We start from the raw sequence: 17368 nt of genomic DNA, 5'->3' as shown, positions 1-17368 counted from the left end.
TCAGACTCCGAAGTACGCGCGGGAGACTTGCTCGCGCGTCACCTGCGTGGAGGCCGCCGCCAGCGACACGCGTCCTTCCTGGAAGCAGTACAGCCGCTGCGACACGCGCTGCGCCGTCTGCACGTCCTGCTCCACGATCACCACCGTCATGCCCTCCTGCGTCAGCCGCGGCAGCGCGCGGTAGATCTCCTGGATGACGATGGGCGCGAGCCCCAGCGAGAGCTCGTCGCACAGCAGCACCTCGGGATTGGCCATGAGCGCGCGGCCGATCGCCACCATCTGCTGTTGCCCGCCCGAGAGGGCCGTGCCCGGGTTCCTGCGCTTCTCCTGCAGCACGGGAAAGAGCTGGTAGATGCGCCGCAGGTTCCACGGTCCGGGCCGGCGCGCGCTCGCGCCCACCAGCAGGTTCTCCTCCACCGACAGGGAGGGGAACAGGCGCCGGCCCTCCGGCACCATGCCGACGCCGCGCCGCACGATCTCGCCCGGCGGCAGCCCGCCGATGCCTTCCCCGCGGAAACGCACCGCGTCGCGTGGCGCCTTCACCAGCCCCGTCAGGCACTTGAGGAAGGTGGACTTGCCCGCGCCATTGGCACCGATCACCGCCACCACCTCGCCGGGAGCGAGCGTGAAGTCGATGCCGAACAGCGCCTGCGCGTCGCCGTAGAACGCCTGCAGCCCCTGCGTGGCGAGCAGCGGCCCCACCTCAGGCCTCCACGCCCATGTACACGCGCCGCACCTGCGGATCGGCGATCACGGCCTGCGGTTCGCCCTCGGCCAGCTTGCGGCCGAAGTCGATGACGAACAGCCGGTCGGACAGCGACAGCAGCGCGTGCACGACGTGCTCGATCCAGACCATCGTGACGCCGCGTGCCTTGATGCGCCGCAGTTCGGCGACGAGCTCCTGCGCCTCGTGCTCCGTCAGTCCGCCGGCGATCTCGTCGAGCAGCAGCAGCCGCGGCCGCGTGGCGAGCGCACGCGCCAGCTCGAGGCGCTTGCGGTTCAGGAGCGTCAGCGCACCGGCCGGCCTGTTCGCGTGCGGCAGCAACCCGGTCTCGCGCAGGACGTCGTGCGCCGTCTCCCAGGCCGCGCGTTCCGGCTGCCGGCCGCCGAAGCACGCGGCGGTCACGAGGTTCTCGAACACGGTCATCGCGCCGAAAGGCTGCGGCACCTGGTAGCTGCGCGCCATCCCGGCGCGGCAGCGCTGGTGCGGCGGCAGCGCCGTCACGTCGCGACCGGCGTATTCCACGCGGCCGCTGTCGGCGCGCACGTCGCCCGAGACCAGGTTGAACAGCGTGGTCTTGCCCGCGCCGTTGGGCCCCAGGATGCCCAGCGTCTCGCCCTCTTCCACCGAGAGGCTGATGCCGTCGGTGACCTGGAGCGCACCGTAGGCCTTGCGGACGTCGTGCAGCGCGAGCAGCGGCATGGCGTTCTTGCTAGATCGGCTTGAGCTGCCCGCCGGCCGGGATCTGCTTGAACGCCTCGTTGTTCACGATCACGAGGTCGTACTTGTGCTTGCCGCCCTTGACCCACTGCCCGAGCACCAGCGGCGTCTTGCTCACGTTCCTGAACGGCCCCTGCCCGCCCCACTTCACCGGACCGACCACCGTCTGCAGGTTGGTCGCGGCGATCGCGTCGCGCACGTCGGTGTTCTTCAGGGACTTGCTGCGTGACAACGCGTTGCCCGCGATCTCGAACAGCGCATGCGCGAAGCCGATCGGCTGCGTCCACTGCTTCTTCGTCCCGGCCTCGTACGCGTCGGCGAGCTGCCGCGCGCTCTGCTTCGTGAGCGAGGAGCTGAAGGGATGCGACGGGCTCCACCACACCTCCGTCGTGAGGCCGTCGCCGAGGTCGCCCAGCGCCTCGATCGCTCCCGGGAACAGCAGCGCCTTGCCGAGCGTCACGACCTTGGGCCGGAAGCCCTGCTGCCGCGCCTGCGTGAGGAAGGTCTTGGCGTCCGGCGGGATCACCACGCCGGTCACGATCTCCACGCCCTCGGACTTGAACTTCGCGATCTGCGCGCTGAAGTCCTGCGTGCCGTTCTGGAAGCGGCCGGGGTCCGTCAGCGTGAATCCCATCTGCGACAGCGGCTTCGGGAACCCCAGCTCCTTGTCGCCCCAGGCGTTGCCGTCGCCGTCGTTGGGGAAGAGCCCGCCGACCTTCTTGTTGGTCGACACGCTCTTCCAGCCGTTGGTGAAGTTCGCGATGACGTCTTCCAGCCCCCAGAACACGTGGTAGGTCCAGTTGAAGCCCTTGGCCGGGTCGCCCTTGCGCCCGAAGAACCAGGGCTGCCACGGCACCACGCTGGAGATGCAGGGCACCTCGTTCAGCTCGCAGGCGTCGCTCACCGGGTTGGCGGTTTCCGGCGTGCCCGCGGTGAGCACCAGCGCCACCTTCTCCTTCAGGATCAGGTCGTTCGCCACCTCGCCCGCGCGGTTCGGGCTGGACTGGCTGTCCTTCAGCAGCACCTGCACCTCGTACTTCTTCCCGCCGATGGCGATGCCGTCCTTCAGCGCCGCCTTCATCTGCTCGATGACCCACTTGTCGGCCTCGCCGAACGGCGCGAGCGGGCCGGTCTGCGGCGACACGTAGCCGATCTTCACGACGTCGGCCGCGAAGGCGCGGGGCGCGGCGCCGGCGGAGGCCAGTGCCGCCAGCGCGCCGTTGAAGTGTCTGCGGGTGAGTTGCATGGCTTGTCTCCTTGCTTGTGTCAGCGGGGGTAGTGCGGCGGCACCTGGGCGTCCACGTTCACCCAGACGCTGCGGACCTGCGTGTACTCGCGCATCGCGTCGAAGCCCATGTCGCGGCCGTAGCCGGACAGGCCCACCCCGCCGAAAGGCGAGCCCGGGTTCACGCGCTTGTAGCTGTTGATCCAGACCATGCCCGCGCGCAGCTCGCGCGCGAAGCGGTGGGCGCGCTGCAGGTCCTGCGTCCACAGGCCGGCGCCCAGGCCGTAGTCGGTGCCGTTGGCGATCGCCAGCGCCTCCGCTTCGTCCTGGAAGGTGAGCACGGTGACGAAGGGGCCGAACACTTCTTCCTGCGCGATGCGGTCGCCCGGCGTCTTCGCGCGCACGACGGTGGGCTCGACGTAGCAGCCCTTGGCGAGCTCGCCGCCCGGGGCCTTGCCACCGGACAGCACTTCGCCGCCTTCGGCGCGGGCCGCCTCCACGTACGACAGCACCCGCTTCTGGTGCAAGGCGCTGGTCAGCGGCCCCATCTCGGTGGTCTCGTCCAGCGGGTTGCCCAGGCGGATCGACTGCGCGAGCGGGATGAACTTCGCGAGGAAGGCATCGGCGATCTTCGCGTGCAGCAGCAGGCGCGAGCCCGCGATGCAGGCCTGGCCCTGGTTGTGGAAGATGGCCCAGGCGCTGCCGTTGACGGCGGCGGCAAGGTTCGCGTCGGCGAAGACGATGTTCGCGCCCTTGCCGCCCAGCTCCAGCTGCAGCTTCTTCAGGTTGCCGGCGGAAGCCTGCACGATGCGGCGGCCCGTCGCCGTGCTGCCGGTGAAGGACACCTTGGCGATGCCGGGATGTTCCGCGATCGCCTGTCCCGCGACGCCGCCGAGCCCCGGCACCATGTTCACCACGCCGGGCGGCAGGCCGGCCTGCGCCATCAGCTGCGCGATGCGCAGCGAGGTGAGCGGCGTGATCTCCGACGGCTTCATCACGATGGTGTTGCCCGCCGCGAGCGCCGGTCCCATCTTCCAGCTCGTGAACATCAGCGGGAAGTTCCATGGCACCACCTGGCCGACGACACCGACCGGCTCGCGCAGCGTGTAGTTGAGGAAACCGGCTTCCACGGGGATGGTCTCGCCCTGGAACTTGTCGGCCATGCCGCCGAAGTAGCGGTAGCAGGCGGCGGTGCGCGGGACGTCGAGCATGCGCGAGTCGCGCAGCGGGTGCCCGGTGTCGAGCGACTCCAGGCGCGCGAGTTCGTCGGCATTCGCCTCGATCAGGTCGGCGAGCTTGAGCAGGATGCGCCCGCGCTCCGCGGCCGGCCTGCGGCTCCAGGCGGGGAAGGCTTTCTGTGCGGCGGAGACCGCGCGGTCGACGTCTTCGCGCCCTGCGAGCGCCACGTCGGCGATCACGCTGTTGTCGTGCGGGTTGAGCGTGGGCAGCGTCTCGCCCGAGAGGGCGTCGGTGAATTCGCCGTTGATGAACAGCTGGCGGGCGATGGTGGGCTTCGTGGCCATTGCATCAGCCGGCGACGCCGGTCAGCCACGGGTAGCGCTTCGTGTCCTGGCCGGCGTAGTCGGGATCCAGGTAGATGAAGCAGCGCTGGATCTGCCAGTCGCGGATCTCGAACACGTCGCACCAGCGGCCCGCGGCCCACTCGGGCACGCCGGCGCGCCAGGGGCCGTCGCGGTGCTCGCCGTGGCTGGTGCCTTCGCACACGACGAAGTCGCTGCCCGAGAAGATCCAGTTGAACTCCGCGAAGTGGTGCGTGATGGACTTGAGCGTGCCGCCCACGTCGCCGAACAACTTGCCGATCTGGTCGCGGCCGGTGGCCACGCCCCACTTGGGAAAGTAGACCTGCGCATCGGTGGCGAAGAGCTCCAGGATGGAGCCGCCGTCGGACGTGACGCCGGCGTTGTCGAAGGCCTTGAGGTACTCGAGGGCGACGGACTTGCGCTGTTCGTCGGTCATGGATTGGCGGGTGAGGGACATGGGATCTCCTTCGACAAGAACCCGTCACCCCCGCGGAGGCGGGGGCCCAGAGCGCGCGCGCAGCGCGCGGAATGCCTGGAAGCCCTGGGTCCCCGCCTCCGCGGGGATGACGGAGGGGGTCAGAACTGGACGGGAACCTCGGGCGCCTCGCCCTTCTGGATCTCGTACACCAGGTTCGGCGAACCGTTCTCCCACACCAGCAGCATCGAGCGCTTGGGGCTGTAGCCCTGGTGGCGACAGTAGGCGGGCATGGCAGCCATGTCGCCGGCCTTCATGATCACGCGGGCCAGCGGCTTGCCGGTGTTCTTGTCCGCGCAGTCCCAGTGGATCTCGTCGCACATCTGGAAGAACCACTCCACGCGGTCGTTGCCGTGGATGATGGGCAGGATGTGCTCCTCGGTCGTCGGGCACATGTAGCTGTACTTCACCACGCTGGTGAACGACGGGTTCCACGTCACCTGCGAACGCGAGAGGAACGCGAACAGGTTGAAGGCATGCACCTCGTTCTCGAAGCCGGGCTCGGGGTGCAGCTCCGGCGCGTCCTGCGGCACGTCGGCGAAGGCACGATTGATCGTCGCGCCGCGTTCGTCGGTGCGCAGCGGCAGGTCGCCTTTCAGGCCCACGCAGCGCGTCGCGAGTTCGCGGGCACGGGTGATCGCCTTGCGGCTGTCGCCGCGCTTGCGCCCGTAAGGCGTGCCGGTCTCCTGCGGCGCGGCGAAGGGATCGAAGCCCTCGTTGGTCCAGTCGTCCAGCATCTGCTCGAAGGTGGCGCGGATCTGCTCGGTGGGGAAGTTCTCCAGCAGGTCGACGCCGGCCGACTTGAAGTTGGCGTTGTAGCTGCCCGCGTAGAGGTCCACCGACTTGTAGTGGTTGACCGTGCCCAGCACCTGGTCGAAGTTCACCCAGCCGTAGAAGAAACCCCAGGCCACGTCGCGCATCAGCGCGCGCAGGTAATTGCCGACGTCCATGGTGTGCGACAGCGGGCGGCCGTCGCGCGTGGTCCAGCGGATGTGGGCGAAATATTCGTCGCGGGCGAACGTGAAGCTGCCCAGCCGGAAGTCCTGGTAACCGTGCTCGTTCATGGTCGTCCCCTCACTTCACCTGGCAGATCTCGGCCCACTTCTCGACGGAGAGCTGGCCCTTGCACGTCTGCAGCACCAGCACGGCCGGCTGGGCCGAGCGGAACTGGTAGGCGGTGTTCTTCGGCAGCAGCGCCTGGTGGCCGCGGCGCAGCTTCATCCAGCCCATCCTGGCGCCCTGCGGCTCGCCTTCGACGAGCACGGCGCCGTTGTGGTCGGCGTCGGGGACGTGCTGCGAAGCCTGCAACTGGATGAGGTGGACCTCGACCTCGCCATCCATGCACAGCGCGAACTCGTCGTGCGCGCAGGTGTACCAGGGCGAGGAGCCTTCGGCGCGCGCCACCTCGAGCACGTAGATCTGGTTCTGTCCGAACACGACCCGCTCGTAGGGCCCGCTGCGGCTGGCGGTCTCGAAGCAGTTGCTGAACGCGTAGTGGCGCACGTCGTCCGCGATCGGCTCCACGCGCCCCTTCTCGTAACTGGAAAGCGACCCGAAGCGGGTCTGGTAAGCCACGGCCATGCGCTGTCTCCTCGGTTCGGTGGACGCGAACTTTAGGAAGCGCGTGGCTCGGCCGGTAGGGGGCAGATCGTGACTGGATTGTTCGGGGGGAGCGAACAATCGTGCGGGTTTACCCGGGGCGATCGGTGGGGGTCGCTGACGCTCACCTTCCGCCGCTGGCGCGGCGCCACCCTACGGCGCGGGAACCTGCGCGGATTCGTGGGGTGGCGCGGCGAAGCCGCGGACGGTGAGCGAACGCGAACCCCACCGAACGGCGCTCACGCCTCCACCAACTCCTTCGGCAGGACACCTTTCTCGATCAACGCCCCATCCCACGGCGGCACCTTCGCGAACGCGTCGGTGATGTGCTCCATGAACAGCTTCAGCTTGAAGGCATTCCGGGAGGTGCCCGCATACACCGCGCTCAGCCAGAACGACGAGAGCTGGTACGCCGGCAGCACCACCTTCAGGCGCCCGTCACGGATCTCGTCGCCGGCGACCAGCGTCGGCAGGCAGACGATGCCGGCGTGCTCCAGCGCGTACTCGCGCAGCAGGTGCACGCTGTTCGTGAGGAGCGCCGCCGCGAGATAGGTGGTGAGCTCCCCGCCATCGCGGTGGAAGGTCCAGCGGTCGCGCGTGGGGTAGCCGGAGTAGAGCCCCAGCTTGTGGTGGTGCAGGTCGCGCGGGTCCTGCGGCTCGGGGTGCGCGGCCAGGTATTGCGGCGTCGCGCAGAACACGCGGCGCACGGGAAAGAGCGGGCGCGAGATGAGTTCGGTCGAAGCCGCGGGAAAGATCTGCAGCGCGCAGTCGACGCCCGCCTGCACCGGATCCACCACCGCGTCGCTCACCATCAGCTCGAGGCGGATGTCCGGGTAGCGCGCCTGGAAGTCGCGCAGCAGCGCGCCGAAGTGCCCCAGCACGAAGCCGGTGAGCGCGTGCACGCGCAGGGTGCCGGCGGGCCGGCCGCGCACGTCGCGCATCTGGTCGACGATGTCGTTGGCGCGGCCCACGAGCTCGGTGCAATCGCGCAGGAAGGCCTGCCCGAGCTCCGAGAGGCGCACCACGCGCGTGCTGCGGTGGAACAGCGGGCCGCCGAGATAGTCCTCCAGCTGCTTGATGCGCGTGGTCACCACCGACTTGGCCACGCGCAGCTGCCGCGCGGCTTCGGCGAAGCTTTGCGTCTGCGCCACGCGGACGAAGGTTTCGATGTTCTGGAGGCGGTCCACGGGGGCACTCTAGCCCCAGGAACGGGCTGCGTCATCGGGGGTGCCGCCCGGTGGGGTTCGCTGGCGCTCACCTTCCGGCGCTGTCGCGCCGCCACCCTACAGGCGGGACCGCATCATGGAATTCGCAGGGTGGCGCGGCGACAGCCGCGGCAGGTGAACGAAGTGAACCCCACCGATGGTGGTCACCCCAGCTCGCGCAGCCTCTTCTCCTGCCGCTTCACCAGGAACCGGATGTCCGCCACGTCCTGCGCCGACAGCTTCGGCCCCGGCTTGCGCACGAAGTCCGACGCGATCACGCCGCGCTCCTGGAACAGGAACTTGCGCACCGCGAGGCCCACGCCGGCCTGCTGCTCGTACTTCGCCAGCGGCAGGTAGGCGTCGAAGAGGTCGTGCGCGCGTTCGCGGTCGCCGCGCGCATGCGCCGCGACCACGTCCACCATCATCTCGGGATAGGCGAAGCCGGTCATGGCGCCGTCGGCGCCGCGCGTGAGTTCCTCGGGCAGGAACAGGCCGCCGCCGTTGCCGCACAGGATGGAGAAGCGCTTCACCTCGCCCTTGTCGCTCGCCGCGCGGTAGGCCGTGAGCTTGGCCAGCCCCGGCCAGTCCTCGTGCTTCAGCATCACGCAGGTCGGCGAGTTCTTCAGGATGCGCAGGATGACGTTCGCGGTCATCTGCACGCCGGTGGACACCGGGTGGTCCTGCAGGCACCAGGGCACCTGCGGGCCGAGCGTCTCGCCGACCATCTGGAAGTACGACACGATCTGGTCGTCGGTGCGCAGCGTGGACGGCGGCGCGACCATCACGCCCGAGGCGCCGAGGTCCATCACGGAATCCGTGAGTTCCTTCATCGGCGCGAAGCCGGGCGCGGAAGCGCCGACCACGACCGGGATCTTCCCGTTCACGCGCGCGAGCACCTGCTTCACGTAGGTGCGCGACTCCTCCATCGTGAGCTTGGTGGCCTCGCCCATGATGCCGAGCACCGTGAGGCCGGTGACGCCCTTCTCGAGGCAGAAGTCCACCATGCGGTCGGTGCTGGCGAGGTCCAGCGCGCCGCTGTCGGTGAACGGGGTGACGGTGATGAGGTACACGCCCTGGGCGGACGCGTCGAGTTGCTTGCTCATGCCGAGATTGTCGCAGGCTGCTTGCGCAGGAACTGCATCGCGAGCGCCGCCACCACGAGGCCGATGCCGATGAGGTCGGCGATCCAGCCGGGATACGCGAGCAGGAAGCCGGCGACGATCAGCAGCGTGCGCTCGAGCGTCGTCGCCTTGCGGATCGCCCAGCCCTGGAAACCCGCCGCCAGCGCGGCGATGCCCAGCGCGCAGGTGAGCGTCACTTCGGCGATGGACCACCAGTTCGCGGTGGCGAGCGCCTTCGTCGACCCCATCAGCAGCAGGCCCAGGCCGCTCGGGTCGAGCACGAACACGAAGGGCACGAGGAAGGCCGGCACCGTGTACTTCCAGCACTGCAGCGTGGTCTTGTACGGATCACCCCCGGTGATCGCGGCCGCGGCGAAGGGCGACAGCGCAGTGGGCGGCGACACCTCGGACAGCACCGCGTAGTAGAAGATGAACATGTGCGCGGCGAACTCGGGCACGCCCAGCTTGGTGAGCGCGGGCGCGGCGATGACCGCGCAGATGATGTAGGAGGCCGTCACCGGCACTGCCAGGCCGATGATCCACACCACCAGCGCGGTGAAGATGGCCGTCAGCAGCAGCGAGCCGCCGGCGTAGTCGATCACGATGGAGCTGAACTTCAGGCCGAGGCCGGTCAGCGTGACGACGCCCACGATGATGCCGGCGCCCGCGCAGGTCGCCGCGACGTTCAGCACGCCGATCGAGCCGCCTTCCAGCGCCTGGATGAAGGGCGAGTTCCAGAAGTTCTTGAGCACGTTTCCGCGGAGCAGGTCGCGCGGCAGCAGCGTCGTGTCGCTGCGCAGCAGGCTGGTGGCGAAGGAGACGACCGTCGCCCAGAACACCGACAGCACGGGCGAGAAGCCCCACAGCATGAAGCCGACGATGGACACGAGCGACAGGAAGTGGAACCAGTAGCGGCGCGTCAGGTGCCACACCGAGTCCACCTTCTCGAACACGGTTTCGTGCATGCCGTACTTGCGCGCGTCGATCTCGACCATCAGGAACAGCGCGAAGTAGAAGAGGATGGTCGGGATCACCGCCATCAGCAGCACGTCGAGGTAGGAGATTTTGAGGAACTCGGCGATCAGGAAGGCCGCGGCGCCCAGCACCGGCGGCGAAATGATCGCGCCCAGCCCCCCGGCGGCGAGCAAGCCGCCGGCGGCGTTCTTCTCGTAGCCGACCTTGGCCAGCATCGGATACGCCACGGTGCCCAGCGTCACGGTCGTCGCGACGCCGGAGCCCGACGGACCGCCCAGCAGGAAGGACGCGAGCACCACGGTCCGCCCCGCCCCCGTGGGCTTGCCGCCCATCGCGGAGAACGAGAAGTCCAGGTAGAACTTGCCGGCGCCGGAGTACTGCAGGAAGGCGCCGAAGATGGTGAACAGGATGATGAGCGAGGAGGACACGTCGACGGCGCTGCCGAAGATGCCCTCGAGCGTCATGTACATCACGCCGACGAGGCGGCCGATCTCGTAGCCCTTGTGCGTCCACGGCGCGGGCAGGTAGGGCCCGAACAGCGCGTACGCGAGGAAGGCCAGGCAGACCACCGGCATGACCCAGCCGGCGGTGCGGCGCATCGCCTCCAGCACCAGCAGGATGAGGCAGACGCCGAAGACGATGTCCCACTGCAGCGGGGACGTGTTGCGGTCGGTGAAGTCGTCGCCGCCCTGGATGGCGTAGACGACCACCGCGATGGCCAGCGCCGCCATGATCCAGTCCCACCACATGATGCGGTGGCGGAAGCGCGGCGCGACCGGAAAGACCAGGAAGCAGAGGAAGAGCACGAAGGCCACGTGCACCGGCCGCAGCGTCTGCGTGGGCACGATCGCGTAGGCCGTGTAGAGGTGGAAGGCCGACATCACGACGGCGGCGAGCGTGATGAAGACGGCCATCGCCCCCTTGAACTTGTTGGCCGCGCCTTCTTCCTGCTCGATGTACTCCTCGGCCTTCTGCAAGGCCGCCGCGTCGATGTCGGCGCTCAGCTGCGCCCGCTCTGCCTGGTGGTCCGTTCCGGTCATGCGTGCGTCAGTTCAGCTTGATGCCTTTTTCCGCGAAGTACTTGACCGCGCCCGGGTGCCACGGGATCGGCGAAGCATCCTTCTTCTGGTTCTCCAGCTTGAAGTTCTCCGCTTCCTTGTGCACGGCGACGATGTCGGCCTTGTGGTCGAACACCGCCTTGACGATGTTGTACGCGGTCTTCTCGTCCATGCTGTCCGCGGCGACCAGGATGTTCTGCACGGTGGCCTGGTGGTTGTCGCCTTCCATGCCGTGGTAGGTGGCCTTCGGGATCACGTCCTGCACGTACAGGTTGCCGTACTTCTTGTTCATGGCCGGCACCAGCTCGGCGTGGTCGATCATCTTGATCTTGTTGCCGGGCGTGTTGGCGAGGTCCGAGACGGCCGCGGTCGGCAGGCCGCCGACCCAGAAGAACGCGTCGATCTTGCCGTCCTTCAGCGCGTTGACGGATTCGGCGACGGACAGGCGCTCGCGCTTCACGTCCTTGTCCTTGTCCCAGCCGGCCGCTTCGATCAGGCGGAAGGCCATGACTTCGGTCGCGCTGCCGGGAGAGCCGGTGGACACACGCTTGCCCTTCAGGTCGGCGAACCTGGAGATGCCCTTGCCGTCGACCGTCACCACGTGCATGCGGTTGGGATACAGGACCATCAGCGTGCGCACCGGCACCTTGTTGCCCTTGAACTTGTCCTCGCCCTTGAAGGCGTCCTGCGCGGCGTCGCTCATGCTGAAGCCGACGTAGGGCTTGCCGCTGCCGATCAGCTTGAGGTTGTCGACCGAACCGCCGGTGACCTCGGCGGTGGCCTGCATGCCGGGCACGTACTTGGACAGCACGGCCGCGAGGCCGCCGCCCATGGGGTAGTACACCCCGCCGGTGCCGCCGGTGGCGACCGAAATGTTCTGTGCCTGCACCGCGAGGGCGAGGCCGAGGCTCGCGGCGGCGAGCAACAGCGTCCTGATGAACTTCATGCGTCTGTCTCCGAATCGTTTGGACGAAAGCATCCGCGCACAGGGAGGTGCGGGCCGGCCCATTCTGCCGCCGGAGGACCCTGCGGTCTCTACAGACTTTCCATCAGTTCCGACGAGGCATTTCGTTGGCGTGCTAACCTGAACGGATGTTTGCGCCTTCCCAGGAAGACGTGCGCCGCTTCTTCTGCGGCGTGCACGCCAAGGCCCGCGACGGGCAGATGCTCGACGCGCTGGAAACGCTGGCGCACGAGTGGCTGAAGGAGCACCCGGAATACGACGCGGACATGGCCGATGCCGAGGCGGCGGTCGCGCGCGTCTACGACGGCTCCGAGGGGACCAATCCCTTCCTGCACCTGTCCATGCACCTGTCCATCAGCGAACAGTGCTCGATCGACCAGCCGCGCGGCATCCGCCAGGCCGTGGAACTGCTGGCCGCGCGCCGCAATTCGCTGCACGACGCGCACCACGAAGCGATGGAGTGCCTCGGGCAGATGCTGTGGGAGAGCCAGCGCGCCGGAAGGCCGCCGGATGGCGAGGCGTACGTGGAGTGCGTGCAGCGGCGGGCCACGCGATAGGACCGGCAACGAAAAAGGGCCCCGAAGGGCCCTCTTTCATTGCAACACGTGCGCGTCAGTGGCTCTTGTGCCAGCGCGATTCCGGCACCGTCGCCATCTCGCCTTCCAGCGAGCCCACATAATTGGACAGCGCCTTCAGTTCCGCGTTGGAGAACTGCTTGGCGATCGCGCCCATCACGCCGTTGTTGCGGCCGACGGCGGGATTGTTCTCGGTCTTGTACGCCTTCAGCGCCACGAAGACGTAGTCGGCGTACTGGCCGCCGATCTTCGGGTAGCTGGGGTCGATCGGCTTGGAGAAGTTGGCGCCGTGGCAGGAGGCGCAGGCCGCCTTCTGCAGCAGGCCGGCCACCTGGGCGCTCGGCTCGCGGCTCGGCTTCTCGGCGATCGGCTTGCGGTCCTCGGCACCGAGCTTCTCGTAGTAGGCGGCGATGTCGGTGACGTCCTGGTCGCTCAGGCTTTCGGCGATGCCGCGCATCGTCGGGTGCTTGCGGTCACCGGTCTTGTACGCATTGAGCGCCGCGGCGATGTACTTGGCGCTCTGGCCGGCGATCTTGGGAACGCGGTAGACCTCCGGGAAGCTGGACTTGTAGCCGACGATGCCGTGGCAGCCCACGCACATCGCGACCTTGGCCTCCAGCGACTTCGGGCTCGCCGGCCCGGCGGCGGGCGTCGCGCCGGGGGAGTTCGCGCCAGGGGCGCCCGCGGGTGCCGTCGCCGGCGGCTGCTGCGCCAGCGCGAGGCTGGTCACGGAAGCGACAACGAGGGCGAAAAGCGTGTTCAACAACTTGTTCATTTTGCGAGCACAATCTGACGAAGGTCAGTTTCTTTCGATCAACCGGCGATTATAGGGGTCCCTCCCCGGCCGCCCTTTCCACCCCCGTCCATGAAGTTCCAAGGTTCCCAGAACTACGTCGCCACGCAGGACCTGATGCTGGCGGTGAACGCCGCCATCACCCTGAAGCGCCCGCTGCTGGTCAAGGGGGAGCCCGGCACCGGCAAGACGATGCTCGCCGAGGAGGTGGCGCAGGCGCTGGACATGCCGCTGTTGCAGTGGCACATCAAGTCGACGACCAAGGCGCAGCAGGGCCTGTACGAATACGACGCGGTGAGCCGCCTGCGCGACTCGCAGCTGGGCGACCAGCGCGTGAAGGACATCCACAACTACATCGTCAAGGGCGTGCTGTGGCAGGCCTTCACGGCGGACCAGCCGGTGGCGCTGCTGATCGACGAGATCGACAAGGCCGACATCGAATTCCCGAACGACCTGCTGCGCGAACTCGATCGCATGGAGTTCTACGTCTACGAGACGCGCGAGCTGGTGAAGGCGAAGCACCGTCCGCTGGTGTTCATCACGTCCAACAACGAGAAGGAGCTGCCGGACGCCTTCCTGCGCCGCTGCTTCTTCCACTACATCAAGTTCCCCGACGCCGACACGATGAAGCAGATCGTGGACGTGCACTTCCCCGGCCTGAAGAAGGAGCTGCTGACCGCGGCGATGAAGACCTTCTACGACGTGCGCAACCTGCCGGGCCTGAAGAAGAAGCCCAGCACCTCCGAGCTGCTGGACTGGCTGAAGCTGCTGGTCGCCGAGGACATCCCCGTCGACGCGCTGCAAAGCAAGGACGAGAAGGTCGCCGTGCCGCCGCTGGTGGGCGCGCTGCTGAAGAACGAACAGGACGTGACGCTGTTCGAGAAGCTCGTCTTCATGCAGCGCCACAACCGGTAGCCATGGGACAGGACTGGGTGAAGCCGCTGGAACTCGCCGACCGCGGCGTGCGGCTGGTGCCCCTCGGCCTGCAGCATGAAGAAGGCCTGAAGGCCGCGGCCGCCGACGGCGAGCTCTGGAACATCCGGGTCACCTCCGTCCCCGAGCCGGAGAACACCCGCAGGTACATCCAGGACGCCTTGCGCATGTTCGACGAAGGCAAGCGCGTGGCCTTCGCCGTGCTGGATGCAGCCACCGGCCAGGTCATTGGAAGCAGCAGCTACCACGACATCCTGCCGGAGGTGAAGCGCCTGGAGATCGGCTACACCTGGTACGCGAAAAGCCGCCAGCGCACGGCGCTCAACACCACCTGCAAGCTGCTGCTGATGCAGCATGCCTTCGAGACGCTGGGGGCGAAGGTGGTGGGCTGGCGTACGGACAACTACAACTACGCGTCGCAGCGCGCGATCGAGCGGCTCGGCGCGAAGAAGGACGGCGTCATCCGCGGCCATGCCATGCGCCGCGACGGCACGATCCGCGACACCGTCATGTACAGCCTCGCGGCCGGGGAATGGCCGGAGGTGAAGGCGCACCTGTTGCATCAACTCGAACGCTGGGGTTCGCTTCGCGAAACCCAGCCTACGAGGTCGGGAGCCTGAGCATGCTGATCGACTTCTTCTACACGCTGCGCAGCGCCAAGCTGCCGGTCTCCGTCAAGGAATACCTCACCCTGGTCGAGGCGCTCAAGGAAGGCGTCGTCGGCCCGGAAAGCGACGGCAACTACAGCCTCGACGACTTCTACTACCTCGCCCGCACCGCGCTGGTGAAGGACGAGAAGCACTACGACAAGTTCGACCGCGCCTTCGCCGCCTACTTCAAGGGCGTGGAACTGCTCGCGGACTTCACCAAGGACGTGCCGCTCGAGTGGCTGCGCAAGAACCTGGAGCTCGAGCTCTCGCCGGAAGAGAAGGCGAAGATCGAGAAGATGGGCTGGGACGAGCTCATGGAGACGCTGAAGAAGCGCTTCGAGGAGCAGAAGGAACGCCACGAAGGCGGCAGCAAGATGATAGGCACGGGCGGCACCTCGCCCTTCGGCGCCTACGGCTACAACCCGCAGGGCATCCGCATCGGCCAGGACAAGTCGCGCAACAAGAGCGCGGTGAAGGTGTGGGACCAGCGCGCCTACAAGGACTACGACGACACCCAGGAACTCGGCACGCGCAACATCAAGGTGGCGCTGCGGCGCCTGCGCAAGTTCGCGCGGCAGGGCGCCGAGGAGGAGCTGGACCTCGACGACACCATCAAGTCGACCGCCGCCAACGCGGGCTATCTCGACATCAAGATGGTCCCCGAGCGCCACAACAACGTGAAGGTGCTGCTGCTCATGGACGTGGGCGGCACGATGGACGAACACATCCACCGCGTGGAGGAGATGTTCTCGGCGGCCAAGGCGGAGTTCAAGCACCTCGAGTTCTACTACTTCCACAACTGCGTCTACGACTTCATGTGGAAGAACAACCGGCGGCGCTTCAGCGAGAAGTTCCCGACGTGGGACATCATCCGCAAGTACAACAAGGACTACAAGCTCGTGTTCGTGGGCGACGCCACCATGAGTCCCTACGAGATCCTGCAGCCGGGCGGGAGCGTCGAATACAACAACGAGGAAGCGGGCGCGGAGTGGCTGCAGCGGCTGACGAACGCCTTCCCCAAGTTCGTGTGGATCAACCCCGAGCCGCAGGGCGTGTGGCAGTACCGCCAGAGCATCGCCGTCATCCAGCAGCTGGTGAACCAGCGCATGTTCCCGCTGACGATCAAGGGCCTCGAAGAGGCCATGCGGCTGCTGTCCAAGTAATGCGGCACTGCCGCATGCAATCCTCCGCGTGGCGGATTCGCGCAGTCTGACTGCCGTTTGTCCGCTCTCGCACTCCGGCTGTAGCGTTCCACCTACAGCGGCGGGAATTCCACTTGCCTACTCTGGACCCAGACCGCAGCATCCGCCTCAACCCATGCGTCCGTCCTTCACTCCGCAGCATCCCGCCCTCCCGGCTGGCGGCCGCGAGTTCTCCCGCGAGGGCCGCGACTGCGAAGCATCCTGGCGGCTCACCGCCCTGATGCTCTTCCCCCGCCTGAACGCGACACCCGGTCCGTGGCTGGTCCTGCTGGCCGCCACGTGCGCCTTCGTCGCGGTGCGCGCGCTGGAACTCGCCGCGCACTGAAGCGCGGCCGCCCACACCCTACAATGGCGCTCGCCGCCGCCGTAGTTCAATGGATAGAACGAGCGCCTCCTAAGCGCTAGATACAGGTTCGATTCCTGTCGGGGGCGCCAGCGCCAGGCCTGCAGCTTCCGCTTCAGTGCACCAGGGGCACGCCGTCGCCGGACCTCCGCCCGCCCGGCGCGCGCGAGCCGGTGAGGCTCACCAGCAGGTGGCGCAGTTCGGTCGTCGCCGGCGCTTCCTGCAAGGCGGGCGTCACCTTCAGCAGGACGCCCTGGAACGCGCTCACGTCGGCCAGCCACAAGGCGCTGACCGCCTCCCGCACTTTCTTGTCCAGCATCGGCAGTCCGAGCAGCACGCGCAGCACGCCGTTGCGGTCCCAGGCGGACAGCACGATGGTGGCGACGAAGACCTCCCTGCGGCCCTTGCGCTGCTCGATCTGCTGGATCTCGACCTGCGCGCAATGCTCGCCCACGCCCCAGCGGCGCAGGTGGTGCTCCACGAGGCGCTGGTATTCGGCCTCGAGTCCTCCCGAAGCGTGGCCGAGGGCCTGGTAATCCGTCTGGTGTTCGCTGGCGGGCTGCTTCGACTTGGGGGAGAAGATCCTCCGCAACAGCGCGACGACCCCGTTCTTCTTCTTGTCTTGCATGGGCGCGAATCGTTGCACGGACGTGACGCCGGGCCAACCGGTGGCATGCAGTTACATCCCGTAACCGTGAGGAATGTCGCACCCGGCGCGTGCACGCACGCCGCATTCCTGCCGCGCGCTGCAGACAATGCGGGCAACAACGAGTTGGGAGTGGGCATGAACCCGCAGGATCTGTTTTCGCGCGGCTGGTGGATAGCCACGGGCCTCCTCGCCGCCGTCGGCGCCTGGGTGCTCGCGCGGCTGCGCCGCCGCCGCACCGAGCGTCATCTGCACGTGGCGCGGCTCGCCGCGGAAATCGTGGAGGTCGCACGCTCGATCGAAGCCGACCTGCAGGAGCTCCCGCGCACCAGCGAGGCCGTCGAACTCGCGCGGCGCTGCGGCGAATGCCGCCGCCGCACCACGGACACCGCGAGCCGCCGGTTGCGCGACGACGCGCTCGAAGATGCCATCGGCCAGCTGCACGACGACCATCGCCGCGTGGTGGACCTGCGCTCCGAGGTCGACGTGCTGATGGTCGCGAAACGCAGCGGCCAGCCCGTGAGCCGCGAGCTGCGCTTCGCGCGCGGGACCAAGCCGGGCCGCTCGCGCTTCACGACGACGGGCCTGCTCACGCGCCCCTCCAGCCTCGGCTGAACCCGGC

General features: G+C 67.8%; 19 protein-coding genes and 1 tRNA gene. 7 read left to right on the top strand and 13 right to left on the bottom strand.

Annotated elements, in window-relative coordinates; genetic code table 11:
- The 11 genes from H8N03_RS19920 to H8N03_RS19870 all read right to left on the bottom strand — a co-directional run bounded on the left by H8N03_RS19920 (position 1) and on the right by H8N03_RS19870 (position 11586).
- A complete protein-coding gene (locus H8N03_RS19920; RefSeq protein WP_354005149.1) occupies positions 1-702 on the bottom strand; it encodes an ABC transporter ATP-binding protein in 702 nt (233 codons plus the stop codon).
- A gap of 1 nt (position 703) precedes the next feature.
- Positions 704-1423 carry an ABC transporter ATP-binding protein gene (locus tag H8N03_RS19915; protein ID WP_187077965.1) on the bottom strand — a complete coding sequence of 240 codons (720 nt, stop codon included), beginning with the start codon at positions 1421-1423 and terminating at the stop codon, positions 704-706.
- A gap of 10 nt (positions 1424-1433) precedes the next feature.
- Entirely contained in the window at positions 1434-2687 is a 1254-nt protein-coding gene (locus H8N03_RS19910) for an ABC transporter substrate-binding protein (RefSeq protein WP_187077964.1), read from the bottom strand.
- A gap of 20 nt (positions 2688-2707) precedes the next feature.
- Entirely contained in the window at positions 2708-4171 is a 1464-nt protein-coding gene (locus H8N03_RS19905; protein ID WP_187078048.1) for an aldehyde dehydrogenase family protein, read from the bottom strand.
- A gap of 22 nt (positions 4172-4193) precedes the next feature.
- Complete coding sequence (locus H8N03_RS19900) at positions 4194-4664, bottom strand: nuclear transport factor 2 family protein (protein WP_187077963.1); 471 nt, start codon at positions 4662-4664, stop codon at positions 4194-4196.
- Between the two features lie 119 nt (positions 4665-4783).
- Positions 4784-5746 carry a hydroxyquinol 1,2-dioxygenase gene (locus H8N03_RS19895; protein ID WP_187077962.1) on the bottom strand — a complete coding sequence of 321 codons (963 nt, stop codon included), beginning with the start codon at positions 5744-5746 and terminating at the stop codon, positions 4784-4786.
- Positions 5747-5756: 10 nt separating this feature from the next.
- Positions 5757-6263, bottom strand: a complete 507-nt coding sequence (locus tag H8N03_RS19890; RefSeq protein ID WP_187077961.1) for a cupin domain-containing protein — start codon at positions 6261-6263, stop codon at positions 5757-5759.
- Positions 6264-6520: 257 nt separating this feature from the next.
- Positions 6521-7468 carry a LysR family transcriptional regulator gene (locus tag H8N03_RS19885; RefSeq protein ID WP_187077960.1) on the bottom strand — a complete coding sequence of 316 codons (948 nt, stop codon included), beginning with the start codon at positions 7466-7468 and terminating at the stop codon, positions 6521-6523.
- A 182-nt stretch (positions 7469-7650) separates the two neighbouring features.
- A complete protein-coding gene (locus H8N03_RS19880; RefSeq protein WP_187077959.1) occupies positions 7651-8589 on the bottom strand; it encodes a dihydrodipicolinate synthase family protein in 939 nt (312 codons plus the stop codon).
- The gene (locus H8N03_RS19875; protein WP_187077958.1) at positions 8586-10622 is read right to left on the bottom strand and encodes a TRAP transporter permease; all 2037 of its coding nucleotides are present in this window, start codon (positions 10620-10622) and stop codon (positions 8586-8588) included. The genes H8N03_RS19880 and H8N03_RS19875 overlap by 4 nt, the downstream gene beginning before the upstream one ends.
- 7 nt (positions 10623-10629) lie before the next feature.
- On the bottom strand, positions 10630-11586 hold the full coding sequence (locus H8N03_RS19870) for a TAXI family TRAP transporter solute-binding subunit (protein ID WP_187077957.1): 957 nt from the start codon (positions 11584-11586) through the stop codon (positions 10630-10632).
- Positions 11587-11732: 146 nt separating this feature from the next.
- Here H8N03_RS19870 and H8N03_RS19865 point away from each other — a divergent pair, with 146 nt between their 5' ends.
- Positions 11733-12161: a DUF1841 family protein gene (locus H8N03_RS19865; protein WP_187077956.1), complete on the top strand. Its 429-nt coding sequence runs from the start codon at positions 11733-11735 to the stop codon at positions 12159-12161.
- Positions 12162-12216: 55 nt separating this feature from the next.
- Here the strand turns inward: H8N03_RS19865 and H8N03_RS19860 are convergent, their stop codons facing one another.
- Positions 12217-12954 (bottom strand): c-type cytochrome, encoded by a 738-nt coding sequence (locus tag H8N03_RS19860; RefSeq protein ID WP_187077955.1) that lies wholly within the window; start codon positions 12952-12954, stop codon positions 12217-12219.
- Between the two features lie 90 nt (positions 12955-13044).
- Here H8N03_RS19860 and H8N03_RS19855 point away from each other — a divergent pair, with 90 nt between their 5' ends.
- The 5 genes from H8N03_RS19855 to H8N03_RS19835 all read left to right on the top strand — a co-directional run bounded on the left by H8N03_RS19855 (position 13045) and on the right by H8N03_RS19835 (position 16192).
- The gene (locus H8N03_RS19855) at positions 13045-13887 is read left to right on the top strand and encodes an AAA family ATPase (protein ID WP_187077954.1); all 843 of its coding nucleotides are present in this window, start codon (positions 13045-13047) and stop codon (positions 13885-13887) included.
- Positions 13888-13889: 2 nt separating this feature from the next.
- Positions 13890-14525, top strand: a complete 636-nt coding sequence (locus H8N03_RS19850) for a GNAT family N-acetyltransferase (RefSeq protein WP_187077953.1) — start codon at positions 13890-13892, stop codon at positions 14523-14525.
- A gap of 2 nt (positions 14526-14527) precedes the next feature.
- A complete protein-coding gene (locus H8N03_RS19845) occupies positions 14528-15718 on the top strand; it encodes a vWA domain-containing protein (RefSeq protein ID WP_187077952.1) in 1191 nt (396 codons plus the stop codon).
- Positions 15719-15872: 154 nt separating this feature from the next.
- Positions 15873-16082, top strand: a complete 210-nt coding sequence (locus H8N03_RS19840; protein WP_187077951.1) for a hypothetical protein — start codon at positions 15873-15875, stop codon at positions 16080-16082.
- Between the two features lie 35 nt (positions 16083-16117).
- Positions 16118-16192 (top strand) — tRNA-Arg (locus tag H8N03_RS19835).
- Positions 16193-16215: 23 nt separating this feature from the next.
- On the opposite strand, the gene H8N03_RS19830 is transcribed toward H8N03_RS19835, so the two are convergent.
- A complete protein-coding gene (locus H8N03_RS19830; protein ID WP_187077950.1) occupies positions 16216-16728 on the bottom strand; it encodes a hypothetical protein in 513 nt (170 codons plus the stop codon).
- A 156-nt stretch (positions 16729-16884) separates the two neighbouring features.
- Between H8N03_RS19830 and H8N03_RS19825 the strand changes: the two genes are divergently transcribed.
- Complete coding sequence (locus H8N03_RS19825; RefSeq protein ID WP_187077949.1) at positions 16885-17361, top strand: hypothetical protein; 477 nt, start codon at positions 16885-16887, stop codon at positions 17359-17361.
- Positions 17362-17368 lie beyond the last annotated feature (7 nt).

It is taken from the genome of Ramlibacter cellulosilyticus (assembly GCF_014297465.1).
GTDB lineage: Bacteria > Pseudomonadota > Gammaproteobacteria > Burkholderiales > Burkholderiaceae_C > Ramlibacter > Ramlibacter cellulosilyticus.
This window is presented reverse-complemented; position numbering and strand designations above follow the sequence as displayed.